The sequence below is a fragment of the Virgisporangium ochraceum genome (genome assembly GCF_016863655.1).
Taxonomy (GTDB): domain Bacteria; phylum Actinomycetota; class Actinomycetes; order Mycobacteriales; family Micromonosporaceae; genus Virgisporangium; species Virgisporangium ochraceum.
In genome coordinates this window covers 16,574-37,058 of the sequence record NZ_BOPH01000020.1, presented here as the reverse complement: position 1 = coordinate 37,058, position 20,485 = coordinate 16,574, and the positions used below count along the sequence as shown (strand labels likewise).

Here is a 20,485-nt window from a genome sequence, read left to right as displayed (position 1 = left end):
CCGACGGGAGCCCGACCCCCACGGGGGTCAGCAGGTCCACACGGCCGAGCCGACGATGGTGCGCCCGTCGTCGCTGATGGCGGTCGCCCTGCCCGACGGCGTGGGCAGCCGGCGTACCCGCCCGCCGCGTCGACCACGACCACGCCGCCCTTCTCCTCGTCGTTCAGCACGAGGACGCCGTCCGATGAGATGGCCCGAGGGCGCCGTCCTTCCGCCGGAACGCGGTGCCGGCGACGTCCCCCCGGCGTTGACGGCGGTGGCGTCCGCACCCGCGTACCCGGCCGGACCGCGCACCGGTCGTAGTCCGCGGGAGGCGCCGGGTCGGTGCGGTCGTGCGCCGTCGCCCGGACCGCGTCGATACCCGGTGGTGGCGGGTCGAGCAGGACCTTGAGGCGCGTCCCCAGCACGTGGTCGTCCATCGGCTCCTCCTTCATCGCAGCCTCGCGGCGTCGCCGAGGATGCGGCGCAGCGCCGCCAGTCGCCGCACGGTGTGGCTCTTGACGGTGTTCGGCGCGTACCGCAGGGCGGCGGCCGTGTCCTCGACCGAGAGGTCGCAGATGTACCGCAGGACGATCACCGTGCGGTGCGGCCGGGGGAGCGCCGCGAGCGCGACCCGCAGGGCGTGCCGGTCCTCCGGCGGGTCGGGCTCAGGTGCGGGCGACCAGTGCCGGTACAGGCCGGTGACCGTGGCCTGCACGATGTCGTCGGCCCGGTGCGGGTTGCCGCACAACGCGTACGCGGCCCGGTGCCAACCAGCCGGCCGCGCGGACGCCGCATCCGGACCCGCCCGGCCGCGGTCAGCCCAGGAGTTCGCGCGCCGCGCGCAGGATGTCGGCCTCGCCGAGCAGCACCCGGTCGGCGGCCGGGCCCAGCGGCACGTAACTGTCCACACTGGTCACTCGCGCGATCCGCCCCGCGAATCCGCCGTCGACCAGCGCCGCCACCACCGCCTCCGACACGCCACCGGAGTGGCGGGTCTCGTCGACGACCAGCACCCGCGACACGCCCTCCAGCGCCGCCAGCAGGCTCGCCGTCGGCAGCGGCGCCAGCCACTGCAGGTCGACCACCCGGGCGTCGGCGCCGTCGTGGGCGAGGTCCGCGGCCACGCGCAGGCTCATCGGCACGCCATTTCCGAAGGTGACGAGCGCCAGAGAAGCACCGTCGCCGAGGGTCCTCACCTCTCCCCACGGACGTTCGGTCCACGCGTCGGGCGCCTCATAGGGCGCGAGCCAGCCGCTGTCGCCGTCGGTGTGCAGGTCGCGCGTGTGGTAGAGCGCGATGGGTTCGAGAAACACGCACACGCGTCCCTCGGCCTGCGCCAGCGCGAGGCACTGGCGCAGCAGGGCCGGCGCCGTGGCGGGGTGCGACGCGACCGCGAACGCCAGCCCGGGGATGTCGCGCAGCACCGCCACCGAGTTGTCGTTGTGGAAGTGGCCGCCGAACCCCTTCTGGTACGCCAGCCCGGCGATGCGTACGACCATGCCGTTCGCGTACTGCCCGTCGGAGAAGAACGTCAGGGACCCGGCCTCGCCGCGCAGCTGGTCCTCGGCGTTGTGCAGGTACGCCAGGTACTGGATCTCCGGGATCGGCAACGTGCCGGCGAGCGCGCCACCCAGGGCCAGCCCGAGGATCGACTGCTCGTCGAGCAGCGTGTCGAAGACCCGGCCGGCGCCGAACGCCTTGCGCAGCCCCCGCGTGACGCCGTACACGCCGCCCTTGCGCGCCACATCCTCGCCGAACACCTGGGCGTTCGGGAACGCGAGCAGCGCGTCGTGCAGGGCCGCGTTGATGGCCTGGGCGAGAGTGAGTGGGCCGCGCGTCTCCCCGGGTTTTCCGCCGAAGACGGCCTCGCGTCCCGACGCGGCCGCCCGCACGGCGGCCGCACTCACCTCCGCGCGGCGCCGCGCGGTCAACGGCGCGGTGACCGCGGCGGCGCTGTCGAGGCGCGCGACGCGGCCGACGAGCAGGCGGGCCTCGTCCATGACGAGCGTGCGGGCGGCCTCGTAGCGTTCGAGCGTCTCGGCGGGGCCGAGGATGCCGCGGTGGGCGAGGGCCGCGGCGGTCGCGAGGATCGGGTCGCGGTCGTAGTCGGCGACGATCTCGGAGCGGCTGCGGTACGCCAGTTCGGCGTCGGAGCCGGCGTGGCCCATGAACCGCACGGTGCCCAGGTGCAGCACGGCCGGCGTGCGGGTCTCGCGGACCAGGCGGGCCGCCCCGGCGGCCACCGCGAGGAGACGGACGGGGTCGGTGCCGTCGGCGTGCGCGTACCGGATGCCCGGCAGCGACGACAGCACCTGCCGCACCCAGCCGCGCGGGGAGCGGGTGCTGATGCCGATGCCGTTGTCCTCGCAGACGAGCAGCAGCGGCATCGGCAGCCCCTGGTGCACGCTGTAGCCGACGGCGTTGAGCGCGCCCGCGGCGGTGGAGTGGTTCAACGACGCGTCACCGAAGCTGCTGACCACGACGGCGTCCGCCGGATAGGTGGTGCCGGCCCCCCGCCCGAACGCGAACGCCATGCCCATCGCGCGGGGCAGATGCGACGCGATCGTCGAGGTCTGCGGAACGATGTTCAACGCCCTGTTCCCGAACACCTTGTGGCGCCCGCCGGAGATCGGGTCCAATGTGGACGCCGCCGCGGAGTGCAGCACGTCGCTGATCGGCGTGGACCCCGGCACCTGCCCGGCGCGCGCGGCGTAGAACCCGCCCGACCGGTAGTGCAGCAGCGCCGGGTCGGTGGGCCGCAACGCCAACGCCACGGCGGCGTTCGACTCGTGCCCGCTCGACCCGATGGTGTAGAACCCCTCCTTCCGCGACTGCAGCCACCGCAGCGCGAGGTCGAGGTGGCGGGCCTGGAGCTGCGCGTCGAGATACCGCAGCAGCAGCTCAGGATCGACGTCCGCGTCGGCGGAAGCCGGCTCCGGCAGCGACCCGCCGAGCCGCCGCACCAGACGCTCATCAACAGACTCCATGAACAAACCTTCCTGCTGCAGCCAGGTCGGGACCCTCATGTCGGCGATCTTGGACGCTTGTGCATCGGATGGATGTACGAGTGTCCAAGATCCGCCGGGGGCCGACTGGGCTGGGGGCGCCGCGGACCGGGTTAGCGGGCGCTGCGGCCGCGCAACCGCGGGTCGAGGACGTCGCGGAGGGTGTCGCCGAGGAGGTTGAAGCCGAGCACCGCGATCATGATGCACAGGCCGGGTACCAGCGACGGCCAGATCGACAGCTCCATGAAGGCCTTGCCGTTGCTCAGCATCGAACCCCACGACGGCTGCGGCGGCTGCACGCCCAGGCCGAGGTAGCCCAGTGACGCCTCGACCAGGATCGCGTAGGCGATGCTGGTGGTGAACTGCACCGCGATCGGCGCGATCGAGTTCGGCAGGATGTACTTCAGGATCAGCCGGGCGTTGCTCAGCCCGACCGCCTGCCCCGACTCGACGTACGGCTCGCGGCGGACCGACATCGCGGTGCCGCGGACGATGCGGGCGAAGCTCGGGATGAACACGATCACCAGCGCCAGCACGAGGTTCTCGGTGCCCGGGCCGCGGGCCGCGACGACGGCCAGGGCCAGCAGCAGGGTCGGGAACGCGAACAGGATGTCGGTGACCGGCGAGATGACGGCGTCGATCCAGCCGCGGTAGAAGCCGGCGAGCAGGCCCAGCAGGATGCCGATGGCCGCCGCGCAGGTCACCACGACGAGGCTGACGGTCAGCGAGGTCCGCGCGCCGTAGAGGGCGCGGCTCAGCAGGTCGCGGCCGGCCTCGTCGGCACCGAGCGGGAACGTGCCGCCCGGGGTGGCGAGGCGCTGGTTCGACATCGCGGTGGGGTCGTACGGCGCGATGAGCGGCGCGAGCGCGGCCGACAGCACCATGAGGACCACGATCACCAGGCCCACGGCACCGACCTTGTCGCGCAGCAGCAGCCGCAGCAGCGTGCCACCGCGGACGCCGACCATGCGCAGCCGGCTCATCCGCCGGGTCTCGGCCCTGGTGACCATTTCGACGTTAGTGGACACTGCGCAGCCTCGGATCCAGGTAGGTGTAGAGCAGGTCGACGAGGAAGTTGACCAGGACGTAGAAGAACGCCAGGAAGAGCAGGGTGCCCTGGACGACCGGGTAGTCGCGCTGGCTGATCCCGCGGATCACCATCGTGCCGAGGCCCGGCCAGGCGAAGACCTGCTCGATGATGACGGTGCCGCCGAGCAGCGCGCCGAGTTCGATGCCGAGCACGGTGACTACCGGGATCATCGAGTTGCGCATCGCGTGCCGGCCCAGCACCAGTCGCTCGCCGAGGCCCTTGGCGCGGGCGGTGCGGATGTAGTCCTGGTTGAGCACCTCGAGCATGCTCGACCGGGTCATGCGCATGTTGATCGCGGCGAGGCTGGCGCCGAGCGTGATGGCCGGCAGGATCAGGTACTTCCAGTTGCCGAGCAGGCTGCCGTCCTCGCTGGCGCCCTGTGAGGGCAGCCAGCCGAGGGAGACCGAGAAGATGTAGACGAGCAGGATGCCCAGCCAGAAGTTGGGCACCGACAGGCCGATCAGCGAGACGACCCGCGCGACGGCATCGAGCGGGCCGTTCCGCCTGGTGGCGCTGAGAACGCCGAGGGGAATCGAGAGCAGCACGGCGACCAGCAGCGCGGAGACCGCGAGCAGCAGCGTCGACGGCAGCCGCTGCATGATCTCGTCGAGCACCGGTTGGCCGGTGCGCATCGAGGTGCCCAGGTCGCCGCGCAGGAGGTCGCCGAACCAGCGCAGGAACTGCTCCCAGACGGGCATGTCGAGCCCGAAGTAGCGACGCATCTCCGCTTCGATGACGGGATCGCCGAAGTCCTGTCCCATGATCGAGCTGATCACGTCGCCGGGGATCATGCGGATGACCAGGAACGAGATCACCGAGATCCCGAGCAGGACGGGAATGACCGTCAACAGACGGACCAGCGTGATGCGCAGCATGGTTGTGCTTCTTTCGGGTCAGTTCGCTGAGCCGGATAACTCGGGGTCGGCGTCCCAGGCCGCTTCCCCGTCGTCGTCGGCGAGGTCGCGGGACCACTCGTGGGCCCGCTTCGCGACCCGCAGCACCATGACCGACCGGCTCTCCATGACCCCTTCGAGGTGGCCGAGGCGCTCGGTCCAGAAGCGGCGCATGGTGTTGGTGCTGGAGAAGTAGCCGACCGCGAAGATGTCGAACTGGCCCGTCACGTGGTAGACGTAGGCCACTTCGGGCATGCCGGCCAGCTTGTCGATGAGCTGCTCGGTGGCGCCGGGTGCGCTCTGGATCTCGAAGATCGTGTGCACCGGGCGGCCCATGAAGGCGGCGCTGGGGATCGCGGAGAACTGCAGTTTGCCCTCGGTGAGGAGGCGGTCGATCCGGCGGCGGACGGATCCCTCGGAAAGGCCGACCTTCGCGGCGAGAGCGACGTTGCTCTGCCTGGGGTCCTGGACCAGCTCACGGATGATGCTGCGGTCCTTCGCGATCGAGCTCTTGGATGTCATCAAGTCTCCAACTCGATATCGACGTAATTCGTCGCTTGCGGGAGCCTAGACGACGAACATCGGCTGTGCAACACTCCCTCCTTACGAAAGCCGACGCTCACGGCTGGCGAAATGGGGAGTTTCGGATGGCGTTGTTGGAGGTGCGTGATCTGCGCACCGAGTTCCGTACCGCGCGCGGTCCGGTGACGGCCGTGGACGGGGTCTCCTTCACGGTCGACGCGGGGGAGATGGTGGCGCTGGTCGGAGAGTCCGGCTGCGGCAAATCCGCGACCGCACAGTCGATCATGGGCCTGATCGTGCCGCCGGCCGGGCAGGTGACCGGTGGGCAGGTCCTCTTCGAGGGCCGCGACCTGGTCACGCTGAACAAGCGGGAGATGCGGGCCGTGCGCGGCAAGGGCATCGCGATGATCTTCCAGGACCCGATGACCTCGCTGAACCCGGTGCTCACCGTCGGGCGTCAGATCACCGAGGCCCTGGAGCTGCACCTGGGGATCGGCCGGCGGGCCGCCCGCAGGCGGGCGGTCGAGCTGCTGGAGCTGGTGCGCATCCCGGCGGCGGCGACCCGGCTCGGGTCCTACCCGCACCAGCTCTCCGGCGGCATGCGCCAACGCGTGATGATCGCGATGGCGCTGTCGTGCGAGCCGAAGCTGATCCTCGCCGACGAGATCACCACCGCGCTCGACGTCACCATCCAGGCGCAGATCCTCGACCTGCTGCGCGACCTCGCGCGGGAGACCGGCACCGCGGTGCTCTTCATCACCCACGACCTCGGGGTCGTGGCGGGCATGGCCGAGCGGGTCAACGTGATGTACGCGGGCCAGATCGTCGAAAAGGCGGGCACCGTCGACCTGTTCCACCGCCCGCAGATGCCGTACACGTGGGGGCTGCTCGGCTCGGTGCCGCGGCTCGACCTCGTCAAGGGCGGCAAGCTGCGCCCGATCGCCGGCCGGCCGCCGGAGCTGTCGGCGATGCCGCCCGGCTGCCGGTTCGAGCCGCGGTGTGTCCACGCGCGGGACACCTGCCGGGAGGAGGTGCCGGAGCTGGTGCTCACCCACGAGCGGCCCGACCGCGACCAGCGGACGCGGTGCTGGGGCATGCAAGGCGGCGGCTGGCTGTCCACGGAGGACCGGTTCAAGGACCAGGCGGTGCCGGCATGAACCTCCTGGAGGTGCGCGACCTCGCGGTCGACTTCAAGGTGCCCCGGCAGGGCTCGCTGCTGCCGGCCCGGCTGCGCGCGGTGTCCAATGTGGACCTCGACATCCGGCGGGGCGAGATCCTCGGCGTCGTGGGGGAGTCCGGCTGCGGCAAGTCCACCACCGGGCGGGCCATCCTGCAGCTGCTGCGCCCGTCCCATGGCAGCGTGACCTTCGACGGCACGGAGCTGACGACGCTGCCCAAGCGGAGGATGCGCGCGATGCGCCGCCGCATGCAGATGGTCTTCCAGGACCCGTTCGCGTCGCTGAACCCCCGCATGACGATCGGCGAGCTCATCGAGGAGCCGCTGCTCGTGCACTCCGACCTCGACGCGTCCGGCCGCCGGCGCAAGGCGTACGAGACGATGCAGCTCGTCGGGCTCAGCGAGCAGTGGCACGACCGCTACCCGCACGAGTTCTCCGGCGGCCAGCGCCAGCGCGTCGGCATCGCGCGGGCACTGGTGAGCGGCCCCGACTTCGTCGTCGCCGACGAACCGGTGTCGGCGCTGGACGTGTCGGTGCAGGCGCAGATCGTCAACCTGCTCGAACAGCTCCAGGAGGAGCTGGGCCTCACGATGATGTTCATCGCGCACGACCTCGCCGTGGTGCGGCACCTGTGCGACCGCATCGCGGTGATGTACCTCGGCACGGTGGTCGAGGTCGGCGGGTCCGAGGAGATCTACCTGCGGCCGCAGCACCCGTACACCAAGGCGCTGCTGTCGGCCGTGCCGATCCCCGACCCGCTCGTCGAGACCGACCGCCAGCGCATCATCCTCACCGGCGACGTGCCGAGCCCGCTCGACCCGCCGAGCGGCTGCCGCTTCCGCACCCGGTGCTGGAAGGCGCAGGACGTGTGCGCGACGACGGCACCGCCCCTATCGAACGCAACACTGTCCACAACGGACACCGGGCACCGGGTGGCGTGCCACTTCCCGGAGAACGCGCCCATAGCGGTGGGAGAGAAGAACTAGTGCTGCACCTCAACCTCGTCGGCGGTGAGTGGGTCGACGGGGAGCGCCGTCAGAACCTCAATCCCGCCCGGCCCGACGACGTCGTCTCGGAGTACGCCACCGCCGACGCGTCCACCGCGAAGGCCGCTGTAGCGGCGGCCCGGGCCGCACAGCCGGGCTGGGCGCGTCACCCCGTGGCCGCCCGCATGGAGCTGCTCGACCGGGTCGGCACGACGATCCTGTCCAGAGTGGACGAACTGGCCGAGCTGCTCGCCCGCGAGGAGGGCAAGCTGCTGGCGGAGGCGCGCGGCGAGGTGACCCGCGCCGGGCAGACGTTCCGTTACTACGCGCACCAGCTGCTGCAGCCGCAGGGCGAGGTGTACGCGTCGACGCGCCCGGACGTGCACGCCGAGGTGCGCCGGCGGCCGCTCGGCGTGGTCGGCGTCATCACGCCGTGGAACTACCCGCTCGCGATCCCCGCATGGAAGGTCGCGCCGGCGCTCGCGTACGGCAACACCGTGGTGCTCAAGCCCGCCGAGCTGGTGACCGCGTCGGCCGGCGAGCTCGCCCGGATCATCGCCGACGCCGGCTTCCCGCCCGGGGTCTTCAACCTCGTGATCGGCTCGGGGCGCGTGGTCGGCGAGGAGCTGCTCACGTCGTCCGATGTGGACGGTGTGTCGTTCACCGGTGGCACCGGCACCGGCATGCACGTGGCGCAGCGGTGCATCGCCCACGGCAACAAGCGGTTCCAGCTGGAGATGGGCGGCAAGAACCCGCTCGTCGTGCTCGACGACGCCGACCTCGACGTCGCGGTGCGGTGCGCGCTCGACGGCAGCTTCTTCAGCACCGGCCAGCGGTGCACGGCGTCGAGCCGGCTCGTCGTGCAGCGCGGCATCCACGACCGGTTCGTCGCGGCGCTCGCGCAGCGTGCGGCCGCGTTGCGCGTCGGCGATCCGCTCGACCCGGCCTCGCAGCTGGGACCGGTGGTGAGCGCGGCCCAGCTCGACCAGAACCTCGGGTACGTGGCGGTGGGGAAGGCCGAGGGCGCGTCGCTGGTGACCGGCGGCGACCACAGTGGACAGTTCATGCGCCCGGCGCTGTTCACCGGTGCCCGCAACGACATGCGGATCGCGCGGGAGGAGATCTTCGGGCCGGTGTCGGCGGTCATCGAGGTCGACGACTACGACGAGGCGCTGGCGGTCGCCAACGACACGAGGTACGGGCTGTCGGCCGGGATCGTGACGACGTCGCTGTCGGCCGCGGAGCGGTTCAAGCGCGACGCCCGCGCGGGCATCGTCTCGGTGAACCTGCCGACCGCCGGCACCGAGCTGCACCTGCCGTTCGGCGGCACCGGCGAGTCCAACCACGGCCCCCGGGAGCAGGGCGGCTACGCCCGCGACTTCTACACGGTGCTGGTCACCTGTTACACGGGCTGGTAATGCGGATCCTCCTCACCGAGCCCATCGCCGAGGCGGGGATGGCGCTGCTGCGCGCGGCCGGCGACGTGCGGGTCGCCAACGCGACCGACCCCGCGGCGCTCGCGGCCGGGCCGCTGACGGACGCCGACGCGCTCGTGGTGCGCTCCTCACCCGTGACCGCCGCCATGCTGGCGGCGGCTCCCCGGCTGCGCGTGGTCGGCCGGCACGGCGCCGGCCTCGACGGCATCGACCTGGCCGCCGCCGAGCGTCTGGGCATCCCGGTGGTCAGCACGCCGGGCGCCAACGCCGAGTCGGTGGCCGAGTTCGTGGTCCTCGCGGCGCTGTCCCTCGCGCGGAGCCTGCCGCCGGCGCTGGCCGCGCTGTCGGGCGGCGCGTTCCCACCCGGCCGGTCGCTGCCGTCGTCGGTGGTCGGCGCCGGGCTCACCGGCACCATGCTCGCGGGGCGCACGCTGGGCCTCGTCGGGCTCGGCGCGATCGGACGAGGGGTCGCGCGGCGCGCGGTCGCGCTGGGCATGACCGTGCTCGCGTACGACGTCGCCGCCGTGACACCGCCTTCTCACGTCCGCCAGGTTTCCCTCGACGAGGTCTTGCGGGATTCTGACGTGGTGAGCCTGCACGTGCCGCAGACGCCGGCGACCACCGGCCTCATCGGTCCCGCCGCCCTGGCCCGCATGCGGCCCGGCGCCCTGCTGGTGAACACCGCGCGGGCCGGGGTGGTCGACGCGGCCGCCGTACTCGACGCGCTCGACACCGGACGGCTGCGCGGCTACGCGGTCGACGTGTTCGCGCCCGAGCCGCCGCCGGCCGACGACCCGCTCCTGCACCATCCCCGGGTCCTCGCGACGCCGCACATGGCGGCGATGACCCACGACGCGCTCGACGCGATGGCCGTCGCCGTCGCCACCGGCGTGATCGAGCATCTGAAAGGATTCCGGTCGTGACCCTGTCCCCCCTTGAGTACTTCGGCGTCGACGCGCTGGTCGACGAGGACTCCCTCGCCCTGCGCGACGCCGTGCGGACGTTCGTCGACAAGCGGGTGCGCCCGCACGTGGCGCTCTGGTACGAGGAGGGCCGGCTGCCGGCCCGGGAGCTCGCCCGCGAGCTCGGCGAGCTGGGGGTGCTCGGCATGCACCTCGAGGGCTACGGCTGCGCCGGCACGTCGGCGCTGGCGTACGGGCTGGCCTGCTTCGAGCTGGAGGCCGGCGACTCCGGGCTGCGGTCGCTGGTGTCGGTGCAGGGGTCGCTGGCCATGTACGCGATCTGGAAGTGGGGGTCGGACGAGCAGAAGCAGCAGTGGCTGCCCGGCATGGCCGCGGGCGCCACGATCGGCTGCTTCGGCCTCACCGAGCCCGACTTCGGCTCCGACCCGGGCGGCATGCGCACCCGCGCCCGCCGCGACGGCGACGACTGGATCCTCGACGGCACCAAGATGTGGATCACCAACGGCTCGATTGCCGACGTCGCGGTCGTGTGGGCGCAGACCGACGAGGGCGTGCGCGGCTTCGTGGTGCCGGCCGGCACCCCCGGCTTCACCGCGCCGGAGATCCCGCGCAAGCTGTCGCTGCGCGCGTCCGTCACCTCGGAGCTGGTCCTCGACGGCGTCCGCCTTCCGGCGGACGCGATGCTGCCCCGCGCGAAGGGTCTCTCCGGGCCGCTGTCGTGCCTGAACGAGGCGCGCTTCGGCATCGTCTTCGGGGCGCTCGGCGCCGCCTACGACTGCCTGACGACCACGATCGACTACGCCAACAGCCGGCTGATCTTCGACAAGCCGCTGTCGGCGTACCAGGCCACCCAGCTCAAGCTCGCCGACATGACCCTCGAACTGGGCAAGGGGATGCTGCTCGCGCTGCGCATCGCGCAGCTGAAGGACGCCGGCACGCTCGACCACCGCCAGATCAGCCTGGGCAAGCTCAACAGCACCCGGGAGGCGATCGCGATCGCCCGCGAGTGCCGCACCATCCTCGGCGCGGCCGGCATCACGCTCGACTACCCGGTGCTGCGGCACGCCTCGAACCTGGAGTCGGTGCTGACGTACGAGGGCACGTCGGAGGTGCACCAGCTGATCATCGGCCAGACGGTGACGGGTCAGGCCGCGTTCCGCTGACGATCTGTTAGGGTGGCCGCGCGACCGAGGGAGGTGAGTCCGATCAACGCTGACAGCAGTGGGGGCTCCCTCCCGCGTACGACCTGAGAGCGCGGTCCGAGGGGCCCCGGACATCATCCGGAGGCAGGACATGCGCATCACCTCTTCATTGCCGGACAACGGCGTGCTCTTCACCGTCGACGACGTCCCCGGTGCTCTGTGGACCCCGGCTGGCGGCACCGGGCCGCTGGTGCTCGTGGGCCACGGCGGCGGTCAGCACCGGACCGCGCCGGGCATGGCCGCCCGCGTGCGGCGGTTCACCGAAGCCGGGTTCGCGGTGGCCGTCGTCGACGCGCCGAACCACGGCGACCGCCCGAAGGACCCGGAGCTCAGCCGGCTCGCGGAGTCGATCCCGGCCCGCGTCGCGGCGGGGGAGTCGCGGTCGGCACTGGTCGCCGAGCTGCACGGGCTCGCGTCGCGGCGGTCCGTCCCCGAGTGGCGCGCGGTGCTCGACGCGCTGCACGCCCACCTCGGACCGGTGCCGGTGGGGTACTGGGGTGTGTCGATGGGCTGCGGGCTCGGCGTGCCGTTCGTCGCCGCCGAGCCGCGCGTGCGTGCGGCCGTGCTGGGACTGGCACCGCTGCACTCCGGTGGCGGGGCCGCCGCCGGCGTCACGGTGCCGGTGCGGTTCCTCGTGCAGTGGCACGACGAGCTCGTGCCCCGCGAGGAGAGCCTGGCCCTGTTCGACGCCCTCGGGTCGACGGACAAGACCCTGCACGCCAACGTCGGCGGGCACGGGGAGGTGCCGGTCGCCGAGGTGACGAGCGGGCTGCGCTTCCTCGACCGGCACCTCCGCGCGTAGCACACTGGGTGCCATGCGGTACCGCGTCTCCGTCTCCATCGGGTACGTCGCCGGTGGCGCGCTGTACCCGGAGGCGGCGCGGGCGTCGCTGGACGCCGAGATCGCCCGGCGTCTGGCGGCGTCGCTGGAGGACCTGGACGTCAGCGTCTGGCTCGGTACGACGGTCACGGTGGCCGCGACGCTGCGCGGAACGGCGCCGCACGAGCTGACCAGCCCGCTGGACGCGTTGTCGCGCCTGGACTCCTGCGTGCTCCGGGCCCTGGCGGTGACCGGCCAGTTCGAGGAGTTCGACGTCGTGCGCCGCACCCTCGACGCGCGGCCCGCCTGACATCGCCCGTTGTTCCGCATGCCGGCGCGGCTAGCATGGTCGCCGTGGAGTGGTTGGCGACCCTGGCCGCGACCGGCGCCGCGGCGCTCGTCGGTGCGGCGGCCACCGATGCCTGGCAGAGCGCCCGCGCCGGCTTCGCCCGGCTGTTCGGCCGCGGCGAGACCGGGCGCCAGGAGCTGGCCGAGCGGCGCCTCGACGTGGTCGAGGCCGAGATCGTCGAGGCCGCCCCCGACGAGCGCGACGCGGTGCGGCAGCGCCACTCGGCGGTCTGGCAGACGCGGCTGGCCGACCTGGTCGAGGAGCACCCGGAACTCGCCGACGAGCTGCGGGCGCTGGTCGCCGACGTGACCGGGCAGCTGCCGGCGGGGCAGCGGCAGTGGGTGCAGACCAACGTCGCCCGCGACCACGGCACGGTCTTCGCCGTCCAGGGCGGCGACCTGCACGTCACCGACCGGCCTCCGTCACCACAGGAGTAGCTGCTCCCGGCCGTACGGCCAGCGGTCCCATCGCGGCGGCGCCTCAGGGCTCGACCGGCGTGAATAGGATGGCGGGAACGGAATCGGGGGGCCGTGGCTGTGATCTGGACTTTCGTGCGCCGTGCCGTCGACGATGCGGTCGCGGTGACGGGCGTGGGGCTGGCCGTCCTCGTCGTCGGGGCGACAGCCGTCGTGGCGGCCACCGTGCCCGACAGCGGACCGGTGCCGGGCGCGACGGGCGCACCGGTGCCGTCGTGGTCGGGCGTGGCTCCCGTCACGGCGGCGCAGGCGCCCGACGGCGGTGTGCTCCGGGTCGTCGAGCAGGGCTTCACGCTGGACCCCGACCCGCGCGTCGACCACGTCACCTACGGCCTGCTGCTGGAGAACACCAGCCGGGAACGGATCGCGTACGCAGTGGCGGTGACCGTCCGGGCCGTCGACGCGGCCGGCGGCACGGTACGGCAACGGTTCGGCAGGGAGGACGTCGCCCGGCACACCGTGTACGCGGTCTTCCCCGGCCAGCGGTTCGGAATCGGCGTCGAGGAATGGCTCGACGGTCGCGGCGTCGCCGCGCTCACGGTGACTGTCGAGCCGCCGACCTGGGTGCCGGTCGACCAGCCCCTGCAACGGGATCCGGGTCGGCTACGCGTGATCCGGCTCGGCCCGCTGGCCGCAGGCGAGGTGCGGGCGATCGCCGGAAGCCGGTTCTCCGTGTCGTTCAACGCGTCCTCCGGCTTCGAGGAGCGCATTCCGGTGGGCGTCGCCGTGCTGTGGCGCGACGGCGCGGGCCGGATCGTCGGCGGCGCCGCCGCGACCGACGCGACCCGGTGTCTGGACGTCGCGCCCGGGCAGGGCCGGTTCAGCGTGGAGCCCGACCGGATCCGCTCGGTGCCGGCCGGTGCCGACGTCGCGCGCACCGAGGTGTTCCTGGCGCCGTTCGGGGTCAACCAGCCGAACGGATGCCTCCGATGACCATCACCTGGCCCCGGCAGGTGCCGGTCGGTGTCGTGCGCTGGACCGGACGGGTTCTCCTCGCGGTGACGGTGCTGGCGGTGCTGTGGCCGCCGGCGGTCGAATGGGGCGGACGCCGCTGGAGCCGGCCGGTGATGGTGACGACCGTGTTCGTGGTGGCCGTCGCCGCCCTGCTCTGGAGACAGGCCGTGCACCTGCATCCCCGCCGGAGGATCCGCTGGGTCGCTGCCGCCGTCGGAGCGGGTGCCACCGCCGTGGGGGTCCTGGCCGCCGCCGTGGTGACGCAGGCCGCCGGACTGCCGGTGGCCGCCGACTCGGTGACCGGCGCGGCGGTGCTGATGGTCGTCGTCGGCGTCGCGCTGGCGTACGGATGGGCGTTGGTGGCGACCGTGGAGGACGGTCCGGACACCGAACCGGCGGCGCCGCCGGCGATGCCCGCACGGAGCCACGATCGGACCGGCGTGGGCATCGCGGTCGCCACGGTCGTCGTGACGCTGGCGGCTCTCGCGGTGGCGTCGACCACCGCCGACCGCACGACCGCCCGCCCGCTCGACGGCCCCGCCGCCGGGCCGCCCGGCGACCTCGACCGGCCGCCCGCCTCGTTCACCGCGGCCGGTCCGGTGTACGACGCCGGCCGCTACCTGGTCGTCGACATCGCCGGCGGGGTGGAGGTCCGCGACGCGTCGACCGGACGGCCGCGGTGGCACTTCCGCGACCCCGACAAGAGGTTCTCGCACGTCCTGGTCAGCGGCGACCGCCGCTCGGTCGTGGTCGTCCGGCCGACCTCCGACCGCCCGACGGCGGTCGCGTTCGACGTGGCCACGGGTGTCCGGCGGTGGTCGCGCGTCCTGCCGAGCGACAGACCGGTCGACGTCTCGTCCCTTCCGCTGCGCGCCGCGGCCGTCGGCCCGGTGATCGTGCTGTTCAACGGCGACCCCGGCACGTCCGGGAGCGGTTTCGCGATCGACGCCCGGACGGGCGACGTCCGCTGGCAGGTCCCCGACCCACCGGCGGCGGGATGCCGGTACGAGGACTCCACCACCGCGGCGGACACCGTCGTGGTGGCGTACCGCTGCGAGCAACCCGACCGCACGTCGGGCTGGCAGGTCGTGGGCCTTTCCGCCGACGGCGGAAAGGCCCGGTGGACGGAGCGGGGGCCGGACGGATCGACCATGGTGTCCGTGCGGGTCACCGGTCGCGACGTCCACCTGCACAGGTTCGTCAAGGGAGCGGCGACCTGCGAGACGGCCGTCCTGGACGCGGTCTCCGGCGCGCCACGCCTCCGGTACACCGATCCGGTCGTCGGGTGCACGCCGCCGATGGTCGGTGACGGCGTGTCGGCGCAGGCCTGGCCGCCGAACATCGGCAGCGCCCGGGTGATCGGGGTCGACCAGCCGACGGGGGAGGTGCGCTGGGCCACGGCCCCCCTCAGCGACCGTCGGGACGCGTACGTCCTGGCGCACCTGGTCGTGGGCCGGACCGCCTACGTTCTGGTGCAGCCCGGTCTCGGCGCCCGCGAGGCCGACCTGGCCGCCGTCGACCTCGCCACCGGCGCTGTCGGCACCCGGCGGCTAGGGATACCCGCCGGGGTGGGCCCGATCGGACGTGTGTGCAGGCTGCTGCCCGGACCCGGGCGCCTCGTCATGGCCTGTGGCACGGCCTACCGCCGTACCGAGGTGACCATCGTCGGTTGACCTGGCCACTCCTCTCGGGTGAGACCGAACAGGTACGTGCCACCGGCGCCGATCGCGCACACGCCGTCGCCCGTCGGGAGCCAGGCGCAGCGGTGGACCGCGCCGTCCACGCGCATGGCGGTGGCCGGGCGGCCGGAGGCCGGGTCCCAGATGCGCACCGTGCCGTCGTCGCCGGTGCTGGCCAGCCAGCGGCCGTCGGGGGACGCCGCCACGTGGGTCACGCCGGAGGCGTGGCCGGTGAGGACCGCGCGTGGTTCGCCGGTCGCGGTGTCCCAGATGCGCACCGTCCGGTCGCGGGTGGCGCCGCCACTGGCCAGCCAGGTTCCGTCGGGTGAGGCGGTCACGGTCCAGACGAAGTCGGTGTGGCCGGCGAGGACCCGGTGGCCGCCGTCGAGGTCCCAGATCCGCACGGTTCCGTCCCGGCTGGACGACGCGAGCCACGCCCCGCCGGGTCCGGCCGCCAGGCCGGTCACCGCGCTCGAATGTCCACCGAGGACCTCCAGCGGCCGGCCGTCGGTGGCCCACCGCCGCACCGTCGCGTCGTCGCTGCCCGTGGCGATCCAGGACGGCGCGACGACGACCGCCGAGACCCAGTCCGTATGGCCCTCCAGCACCGCCCGGATCCGTCCACTGTGGACGTCCCAGAGGCGGGCCGTGCGGTCGCCGCTCGCGGTGGCGAGCCATGCGCCGTCGGGCGCGACCGCGATCGCGCTGACGCCGAGCGAGTGCCCGGCGAGCGTCCGCAGCGTCTCGCGGGTGGTGGCGTCCCACAGGACCACGCGCTGGCCGAAGCCCAACGCCACCCACGAGCCGTCGGGCCCGACCGCCACGGCCTGCGCGCCCGCCGGTGTGCTCGTCGCCGCCGCGGCGCCGGTGTCCCAGATCCGCACCGTGCGGTCGGCGCTGCCGGTCACCAGCCACGTGCCGTCCGGGCCGGCCGCCACCGCCGTCACCGCACTGGTGTGACCGGACAGGGTCCGGTGCCCGCCGTCGAGGTCCCAGATCCGCACGGTCCGGTCGCCGCTGCCGGTGACGACCCGGCCGTCGACGGTGAACGCGACCGCGTCGACACCGCTGCCGTGGCCGCGCAGCACGGCCCGCGGTTCGCCGGTCGCCGCGTCCCAGACCCGGGCGGTGCCGTCGTCGCTCGCGGACGCGACCGACGCGCCGTCCCGCGAGACGGCCACCGCGTTCACGGTCGCGTCGTGCCCGGACAGGATCCGCGCGATGGCGCCGGTCGCCACGTCCCAGAGCCGCACCGCGCGGTCGATCCCGGCGGTCACCACGAACCGGCCCGCCGGGTCGACCGCCACCGCGTCGGCGGTGTTCACCAGCTCGATCACCCGCACCGCCGCGCCGGTCGCGGTGTCCCAGACCCGGCCGGTGCGGTCGCGGGCGACGCTGGCGAGCCAGGCCCCGTCCGGTGCCAGCGCCACGCCGGTCACCGCGTCGGTGTGTCCGGTCAGGACGGCGCGGACGCGGCCCGACGACGGCGACCACACGCGGACCGTGCCGTCGTCGCTCCCGGTGGCGAGCCGGTCGGCGCCGACCGCGACCGCCGACACCCGGTCGGTGTGCCCGACGAGCTGGCCCCGCGGCAGGCCGCTGACCGGGTCGAACATCCGCACGCTGCCGTCGTCGGCGCACGTCACCACCCACGACCCGTCCGGCGCCACCGCGACCGCCGTCACCGCCGCGGTGTGGCCGCCGACGGCGCGCCGCAGCGCCGGGTGCGGCTGGTCGGGCAGCGGCCACCGGTTGGCCAGGTAGGGCCTGCCCAGATGCGAGCGGTCCAACGGCGCGTCCTCCAGCCGGCTCACCAGGACGGCGCCGAGCGCCTCCGGCGGGTCGAGCGGCGCGAGCAGGTGCGCGGCGCGGGCGATGCCGCGGCCCAGCGCCGCCGCGGCCGGCGTGTCGACCCGCGCGAGGTCCGCCTCGATCCCGGCCGGGCCGCCCGTGGCCAGCCGCGCGACGATCCACCGCAGGTCGGTCACCAGCGCGGCCAGCTCCCCGTCACGGCCGGCCTCGGCGAGGTGGAACGCGAGGTGGTCGCGCAGGTAGCCCTGCGTCGGGGGCAGCGTCCACCAGGAGCCGGGACCGGTGAGCAGCGCGCCGGCGCGATCGAGCAGCGCGCCGGTGAGGGCGGCGAGCCTCTCGGACCCCGCGAGGTGGCGCAGGTAGTCCCGGAGCACGTCGTGCAGGCGCACCGCGGGCGGCTCGTCGCGGTAGCCGAGCACGAGCGACAGGTCGAACAGCTCCTCGCACAGCCGCTCGACCGCGATGTCGTCGAGGCCGCCGGTCGGCTCCCAGAGCAGACCGAGCGTCGCCACCGGGATGTCGGTGTCCTCGGCGAACACGGCCAGCTCGACGTACCGGTCGCGGGCGGTGGCCGGCAGCAGGTCGAGGCTCACCTCGACGGTGGCGGCCACGGCCCGCCGGCGCTGGCGCGCGTCGGTCGGGTCGAGCGCGCCGGGTCCGGCCACGGCGAGCTGACCGGCGATGCGCCGGCCGGCGTCGTCGGCGGTCCGTCCGGCCCGGGCGGCGTTGCGCGCGGCGCGGTGCAGGGCCCGGTTGGTGAGGTCCAGGAGGACGGGCCAACCGCCGGTGCGCCGGAGCAGCTCGTCGACCGTGGCGGTGCCGAGGTCGGCGACGCCGCGGGTCAGCAGCGCCCGCGCCTCGTCGGGCCGCATGCGGTCGACCCGCACGGTGGTCGCCGCTGCCGGGATCAGACCCTGGTTCCGGGTGGTGACGAGTCGCCGGCAGCGCGAGCCGCCCAGCAGGAACGGCGACAGCTGCTCCTCGGTCCACACGTCGTCGACGACGAGCAGCACCGGGCCGGGGTGCGCGTCGAGCACCCGGGCGAAGCGGAACCCGGCCTGCTCCGGGTCGGACAGGCCGGGCCGCACGCCGGTCAGCTGCGCGCACAGGTCGTTCAGCCGCGTGGCGACGTCGGGACCGGTGGCGGCCTCGCCGACGGTGGTCCAGAGCAGCCCGCCGGTGAACGACGCGGCGGTGCCGGGATGGCCGCAGACCTGCTTGGCGAGCGTGGTCTTGCCGAAGCCGCCGGTGCCGACCAGCCCGACGACGGTGTCACCGGTACCCAACGCCGCGACCAGCCGCTCGATGAGCGCCGGACGGTCGACGGCCTCCCGGTCGAGCGGCGGTGCCATCCACGGCCTCTGCGGTGCCGGCGGCGCGACGCCGACATACAGGTCCCCGCCCTGGACGGCGTAGACGGACCCGCCCGCCGACGCCTGGTTGCTCTGGGCGGGCACTCCCGGGCCGGACACCACCACAGGATAGGTCAGCGCGGGAAGCGCACCTCGACGGTGAGGCCGCCGTCCGGGCGGGGGTCGGCGGTGACGGTCGCCCCGTGCGCGGTCGCGACCGCCCGGACGATCGCCAGCCCCAGGCCGTGCCCGCCGGCCAGCCGCTCCCCGCCCAGCCGCTGGAACGGTTCGAACAGCCGCTCCACCTCCCCGGGCGGCACGACCGGCCCGGTGTTCGACACGCGCAGCAGCGCCTGCCCGTCGGCGGCCGAGGTCGTCACGTCGACGCGACCACCGGGAACGTTGTACCGCACCGCGTTGTCGACGAGGTTGGACACCAGGATCTCCACCAGCCGGGGGTCGCCGGTGGTATCGGCCGGCCCGAGGGCGGTGGCGGCGCGGGAGCGCGCGACCTCGCCGGCGATCGCCGCCAGGTCCACCGGCTCCCGGTGCTCCAGGCCGCGTTCGCTGGTCGCCAGCGTCAGCAGCGCGTCGATCAGGCGCTCCTGGGCGCGGCCGAGCGTCAGTACCTCGCCGCAGGCCGCGCGCAGCGAGTCGACGGTGGCGTCGGGGTCGGCGAGCGCGACCTGCAGCAGCGTCCGTTCGGCGGTGAGCGGGGTCCGCAGCTCGTGTGCGGCGTTGGCGACGAACCGCCGCTGCGACTCGAACGCGGCCTCCAGCCGGGCGAACAGGTCGTCGAGGGTGGCGGCGAGGAGGGTGAACTCGTCCCTGCGGCCGGCTCGTTCCAGTCCGAGGCGCCGGTGCAGGTTGCTCGCCGAGATGTCGCGGGCCGTCGCGGTGATGGTCCATAGTGGACGGAGGAAGCGGCCGGCCACGAGCCAACCGGCGACCACCGACACGACCACCATCGCGGCCAGCCCGATGACGGCGGCGCCCACCATGCGGTCCAGCACGGGACCGTCGACGGTTCCCTCCGGCGGTCCGCCCGTGCCGACCGGCCGCGTGGAGCTGGTCTGGAGCAACGGGATCGCCACCAGCACCGCACCGGAGGCCAGGAACGGCACCGCGTACAGCAGCGTCAGCCGGGTCCGCAGCGTCATGGGACCCGGTATCCCGCCTCGCGCACGGTGTGCACCACCGGCGGGTCACCGAGCTTGGTCCGCAGCCGCCGGACGGTGGTCTTCACGGCGGTGGTGAACGGGTCGGCCGCCTCGTCCCACACCTTCTCCAGCAGGTCCTCCGCCGACACCGGCCGGCCACCGGCGGCGAGCAGGCATTCGAGCACGGCGAACTCCTTCGGGCTGAGGTCGAGCCGCCGGCCGGCCCGGGTCGCCACCCGGTGCGCCGGGTCGAGGGTCAGGTCGCCGCGGGTGAGTACCGGCGGCAGCGACGTGGTCGGGCGCCGCGCCAGCGCCCGGATGCGGGCCACGAGCTCGGCGAAGTCGAACGGCTTGGGCAGGTAGTCGTCGGCGCCGAGGTCGAGCCCGCCGACGCGGTCGGCCACCGTGCCGGCCGCGGTGAGCATCAGCACCCGCGAGGCCGGGTGGTCGGTGACGATGCGCCGGCACACGTCGTCGCCGTGCACGCCGGGCAGGTCGCGGTCGAGCACCACCACGTCGTACCGGTTGACCGCGAGCCGTTCCAGGGCGTCGGCGCCGTCGCCGACGACGTCGACGGCCATGCCCTCGCGCCGCAGCCCGGTGGCGATGGTCCGGGCCAGGATCCCGAAGTCCTCGACGATCAGTACGCGCACAGGGTCCACCATG

Annotated in this window: 18 protein-coding genes; 10 read left to right on the top strand and 8 right to left on the bottom strand. The window is 73.7% G+C overall.

The features are described from left to right. Window positions 1-430 precede the first annotated feature (430 nt). The 5 genes from Voc01_RS52925 to Voc01_RS07760 all read right to left on the bottom strand — a co-directional run bounded on the left by Voc01_RS52925 (window position 431) and on the right by Voc01_RS07760 (window position 5,492). Complete coding sequence (locus Voc01_RS52925; RefSeq protein ID WP_239160033.1) at window positions 431-730, bottom strand: sigma factor-like helix-turn-helix DNA-binding protein; 300 nt, start codon at window positions 728-730, stop codon at window positions 431-433. A 67-nt stretch (window positions 731-797) separates the two neighbouring features. Then, window positions 798-2,969, bottom strand: coding sequence for a thiamine pyrophosphate-dependent enzyme (locus Voc01_RS07775; protein ID WP_203926601.1), 2,172 nt, complete (start codon window positions 2,967-2,969; stop codon window positions 798-800). 131 nt (window positions 2,970-3,100) lie between these two features. Continuing rightward, window positions 3,101-3,997: an ABC transporter permease gene (locus tag Voc01_RS07770; RefSeq protein ID WP_239160032.1), complete on the bottom strand. Its 897-nt coding sequence runs from the start codon at window positions 3,995-3,997 to the stop codon at window positions 3,101-3,103. Between the two features lie 7 nt (window positions 3,998-4,004). After that, window positions 4,005-4,952: a nickel ABC transporter permease gene (nikB, locus tag Voc01_RS07765; protein WP_239160031.1), complete on the bottom strand. Its 948-nt coding sequence runs from the start codon at window positions 4,950-4,952 to the stop codon at window positions 4,005-4,007. Window positions 4,953-4,970: 18 nt separating this feature from the next. After that, window positions 4,971-5,492 carry an Lrp/AsnC family transcriptional regulator gene (locus Voc01_RS07760; RefSeq protein ID WP_203926600.1) on the bottom strand — a complete coding sequence of 174 codons (522 nt, stop codon included), beginning with the start codon at window positions 5,490-5,492 and terminating at the stop codon, window positions 4,971-4,973. Window positions 5,493-5,626: 134 nt separating this feature from the next. Between Voc01_RS07760 and Voc01_RS07755 the strand changes: the two genes are divergently transcribed. From Voc01_RS07755 to Voc01_RS07710, 10 genes are all read left to right on the top strand, one after another. Next, entirely contained in the window at window positions 5,627-6,649 is a 1,023-nt protein-coding gene (locus tag Voc01_RS07755) for an ABC transporter ATP-binding protein (protein WP_203926762.1), read from the top strand. Beyond that, entirely contained in the window at window positions 6,646-7,656 is a 1,011-nt protein-coding gene (locus Voc01_RS07750; RefSeq protein ID WP_203926599.1) for an ABC transporter ATP-binding protein, read from the top strand. The genes Voc01_RS07755 and Voc01_RS07750 overlap by 4 nt, the downstream gene beginning before the upstream one ends. After that, on the top strand, window positions 7,656-9,074 hold the full coding sequence (locus tag Voc01_RS07745) for an aldehyde dehydrogenase family protein (protein ID WP_203926598.1): 1,419 nt from the start codon (window positions 7,656-7,658) through the stop codon (window positions 9,072-9,074). The genes Voc01_RS07750 and Voc01_RS07745 overlap by 1 nt, the downstream gene beginning before the upstream one ends. After that, a complete protein-coding gene (locus Voc01_RS07740) occupies window positions 9,074-10,015 on the top strand; it encodes a hydroxyacid dehydrogenase (protein WP_203926597.1) in 942 nt (313 codons plus the stop codon). The genes Voc01_RS07745 and Voc01_RS07740 overlap by 1 nt, the downstream gene beginning before the upstream one ends. A 2-nt stretch (window positions 10,016-10,017) precedes the next feature. Further along, the gene (locus Voc01_RS07735; RefSeq protein ID WP_203926761.1) at window positions 10,018-11,178 is read left to right on the top strand and encodes an acyl-CoA dehydrogenase family protein; all 1,161 of its coding nucleotides are present in this window, start codon (window positions 10,018-10,020) and stop codon (window positions 11,176-11,178) included. A 130-nt stretch (window positions 11,179-11,308) separates the two neighbouring features. Beyond that, window positions 11,309-12,019, top strand: coding sequence for a dienelactone hydrolase family protein (locus Voc01_RS07730; protein ID WP_203926596.1), 711 nt, complete (start codon window positions 11,309-11,311; stop codon window positions 12,017-12,019). Between the two features lie 13 nt (window positions 12,020-12,032). Then, window positions 12,033-12,347, top strand: coding sequence for a hypothetical protein (locus Voc01_RS07725; protein WP_203926595.1), 315 nt, complete (start codon window positions 12,033-12,035; stop codon window positions 12,345-12,347). A 44-nt stretch (window positions 12,348-12,391) separates the two neighbouring features. After that, window positions 12,392-12,823, top strand: a complete 432-nt coding sequence (locus Voc01_RS07720; RefSeq protein ID WP_203926594.1) for a hypothetical protein — start codon at window positions 12,392-12,394, stop codon at window positions 12,821-12,823. Between the two features lie 93 nt (window positions 12,824-12,916). After that, window positions 12,917-13,795: a hypothetical protein gene (locus Voc01_RS07715; RefSeq protein ID WP_203926593.1), complete on the top strand. Its 879-nt coding sequence runs from the start codon at window positions 12,917-12,919 to the stop codon at window positions 13,793-13,795. Further along, window positions 13,792-15,489: an outer membrane protein assembly factor BamB family protein gene (locus tag Voc01_RS07710; RefSeq protein WP_203926592.1), complete on the top strand. Its 1,698-nt coding sequence runs from the start codon at window positions 13,792-13,794 to the stop codon at window positions 15,487-15,489. Before Voc01_RS07715 ends, Voc01_RS07710 begins: the two co-directional genes overlap by 4 nt. Here Voc01_RS07710 and Voc01_RS07705 read toward each other — a convergent pair. From Voc01_RS07705 to Voc01_RS07695, 3 genes are read right to left on the bottom strand one after another with little or no spacing between them, the layout of a single operon-like run. Beyond that, window positions 15,456-18,779 carry an NB-ARC domain-containing protein gene (locus tag Voc01_RS07705; protein WP_203926591.1) on the bottom strand — a complete coding sequence of 1,108 codons (3,324 nt, stop codon included), beginning with the start codon at window positions 18,777-18,779 and terminating at the stop codon, window positions 15,456-15,458. The two genes, Voc01_RS07710 and Voc01_RS07705, sit on opposite strands and share 34 nt — an antisense overlap. Window positions 18,780-18,793: 14 nt before the next feature. Further along, a complete protein-coding gene (locus tag Voc01_RS07700) occupies window positions 18,794-19,819 on the bottom strand; it encodes a sensor histidine kinase (protein WP_203926590.1) in 1,026 nt (341 codons plus the stop codon). Then, window positions 19,816-20,472, bottom strand: a complete 657-nt coding sequence (locus Voc01_RS07695; protein ID WP_203926589.1) for a response regulator transcription factor — start codon at window positions 20,470-20,472, stop codon at window positions 19,816-19,818. The genes Voc01_RS07700 and Voc01_RS07695 overlap by 4 nt, the downstream gene beginning before the upstream one ends. Window positions 20,473-20,485: the final 13 nt, after the last annotated feature.

What these genes read in the sequence shown, in the direction of transcription:
- Voc01_RS07775 (WP_203926601.1), bottom strand. Translation starts at nt 2,969, where the DNA reads ATGGAGTCTGTTGATGAGCGTCTGGTGCGGCGGCTCGGCGGGTCGCTG.
- Voc01_RS07770 (WP_239160032.1), bottom strand. Translation starts at nt 3,997, where the DNA reads ATGGTCACCAGGGCCGAGACCCGGCGGATGAGCCGGCTGCGCATGGTC.
- nikB (WP_239160031.1), bottom strand. Translation starts at nt 4,952, where the DNA reads ATGCTGCGCATCACGCTGGTCCGTCTGTTGACGGTCATTCCCGTCCTG.
- Voc01_RS07760 (WP_203926600.1), bottom strand. Translation starts at nt 5,492, where the DNA reads ATGACATCCAAGAGCTCGATCGCGAAGGACCGCAGCATCATCCGTGAG.
- Voc01_RS07750 (WP_203926599.1), top strand. Translation starts at nt 6,646, where the DNA reads ATGAACCTCCTGGAGGTGCGCGACCTCGCGGTCGACTTCAAGGTGCCC.
- Voc01_RS07740 (WP_203926597.1), top strand. Translation starts at nt 9,074, where the DNA reads ATGCGGATCCTCCTCACCGAGCCCATCGCCGAGGCGGGGATGGCGCTG.
- Voc01_RS07730 (WP_203926596.1), top strand. Translation starts at nt 11,309, where the DNA reads ATGCGCATCACCTCTTCATTGCCGGACAACGGCGTGCTCTTCACCGTC.
- Voc01_RS07725 (WP_203926595.1), top strand. Translation starts at nt 12,033, where the DNA reads ATGCGGTACCGCGTCTCCGTCTCCATCGGGTACGTCGCCGGTGGCGCG.
- Voc01_RS07710 (WP_203926592.1), top strand. Translation starts at nt 13,792, where the DNA reads ATGACCATCACCTGGCCCCGGCAGGTGCCGGTCGGTGTCGTGCGCTGG.
- Voc01_RS07700 (WP_203926590.1), bottom strand. Translation starts at nt 19,819, where the DNA reads ATGACGCTGCGGACCCGGCTGACGCTGCTGTACGCGGTGCCGTTCCTG.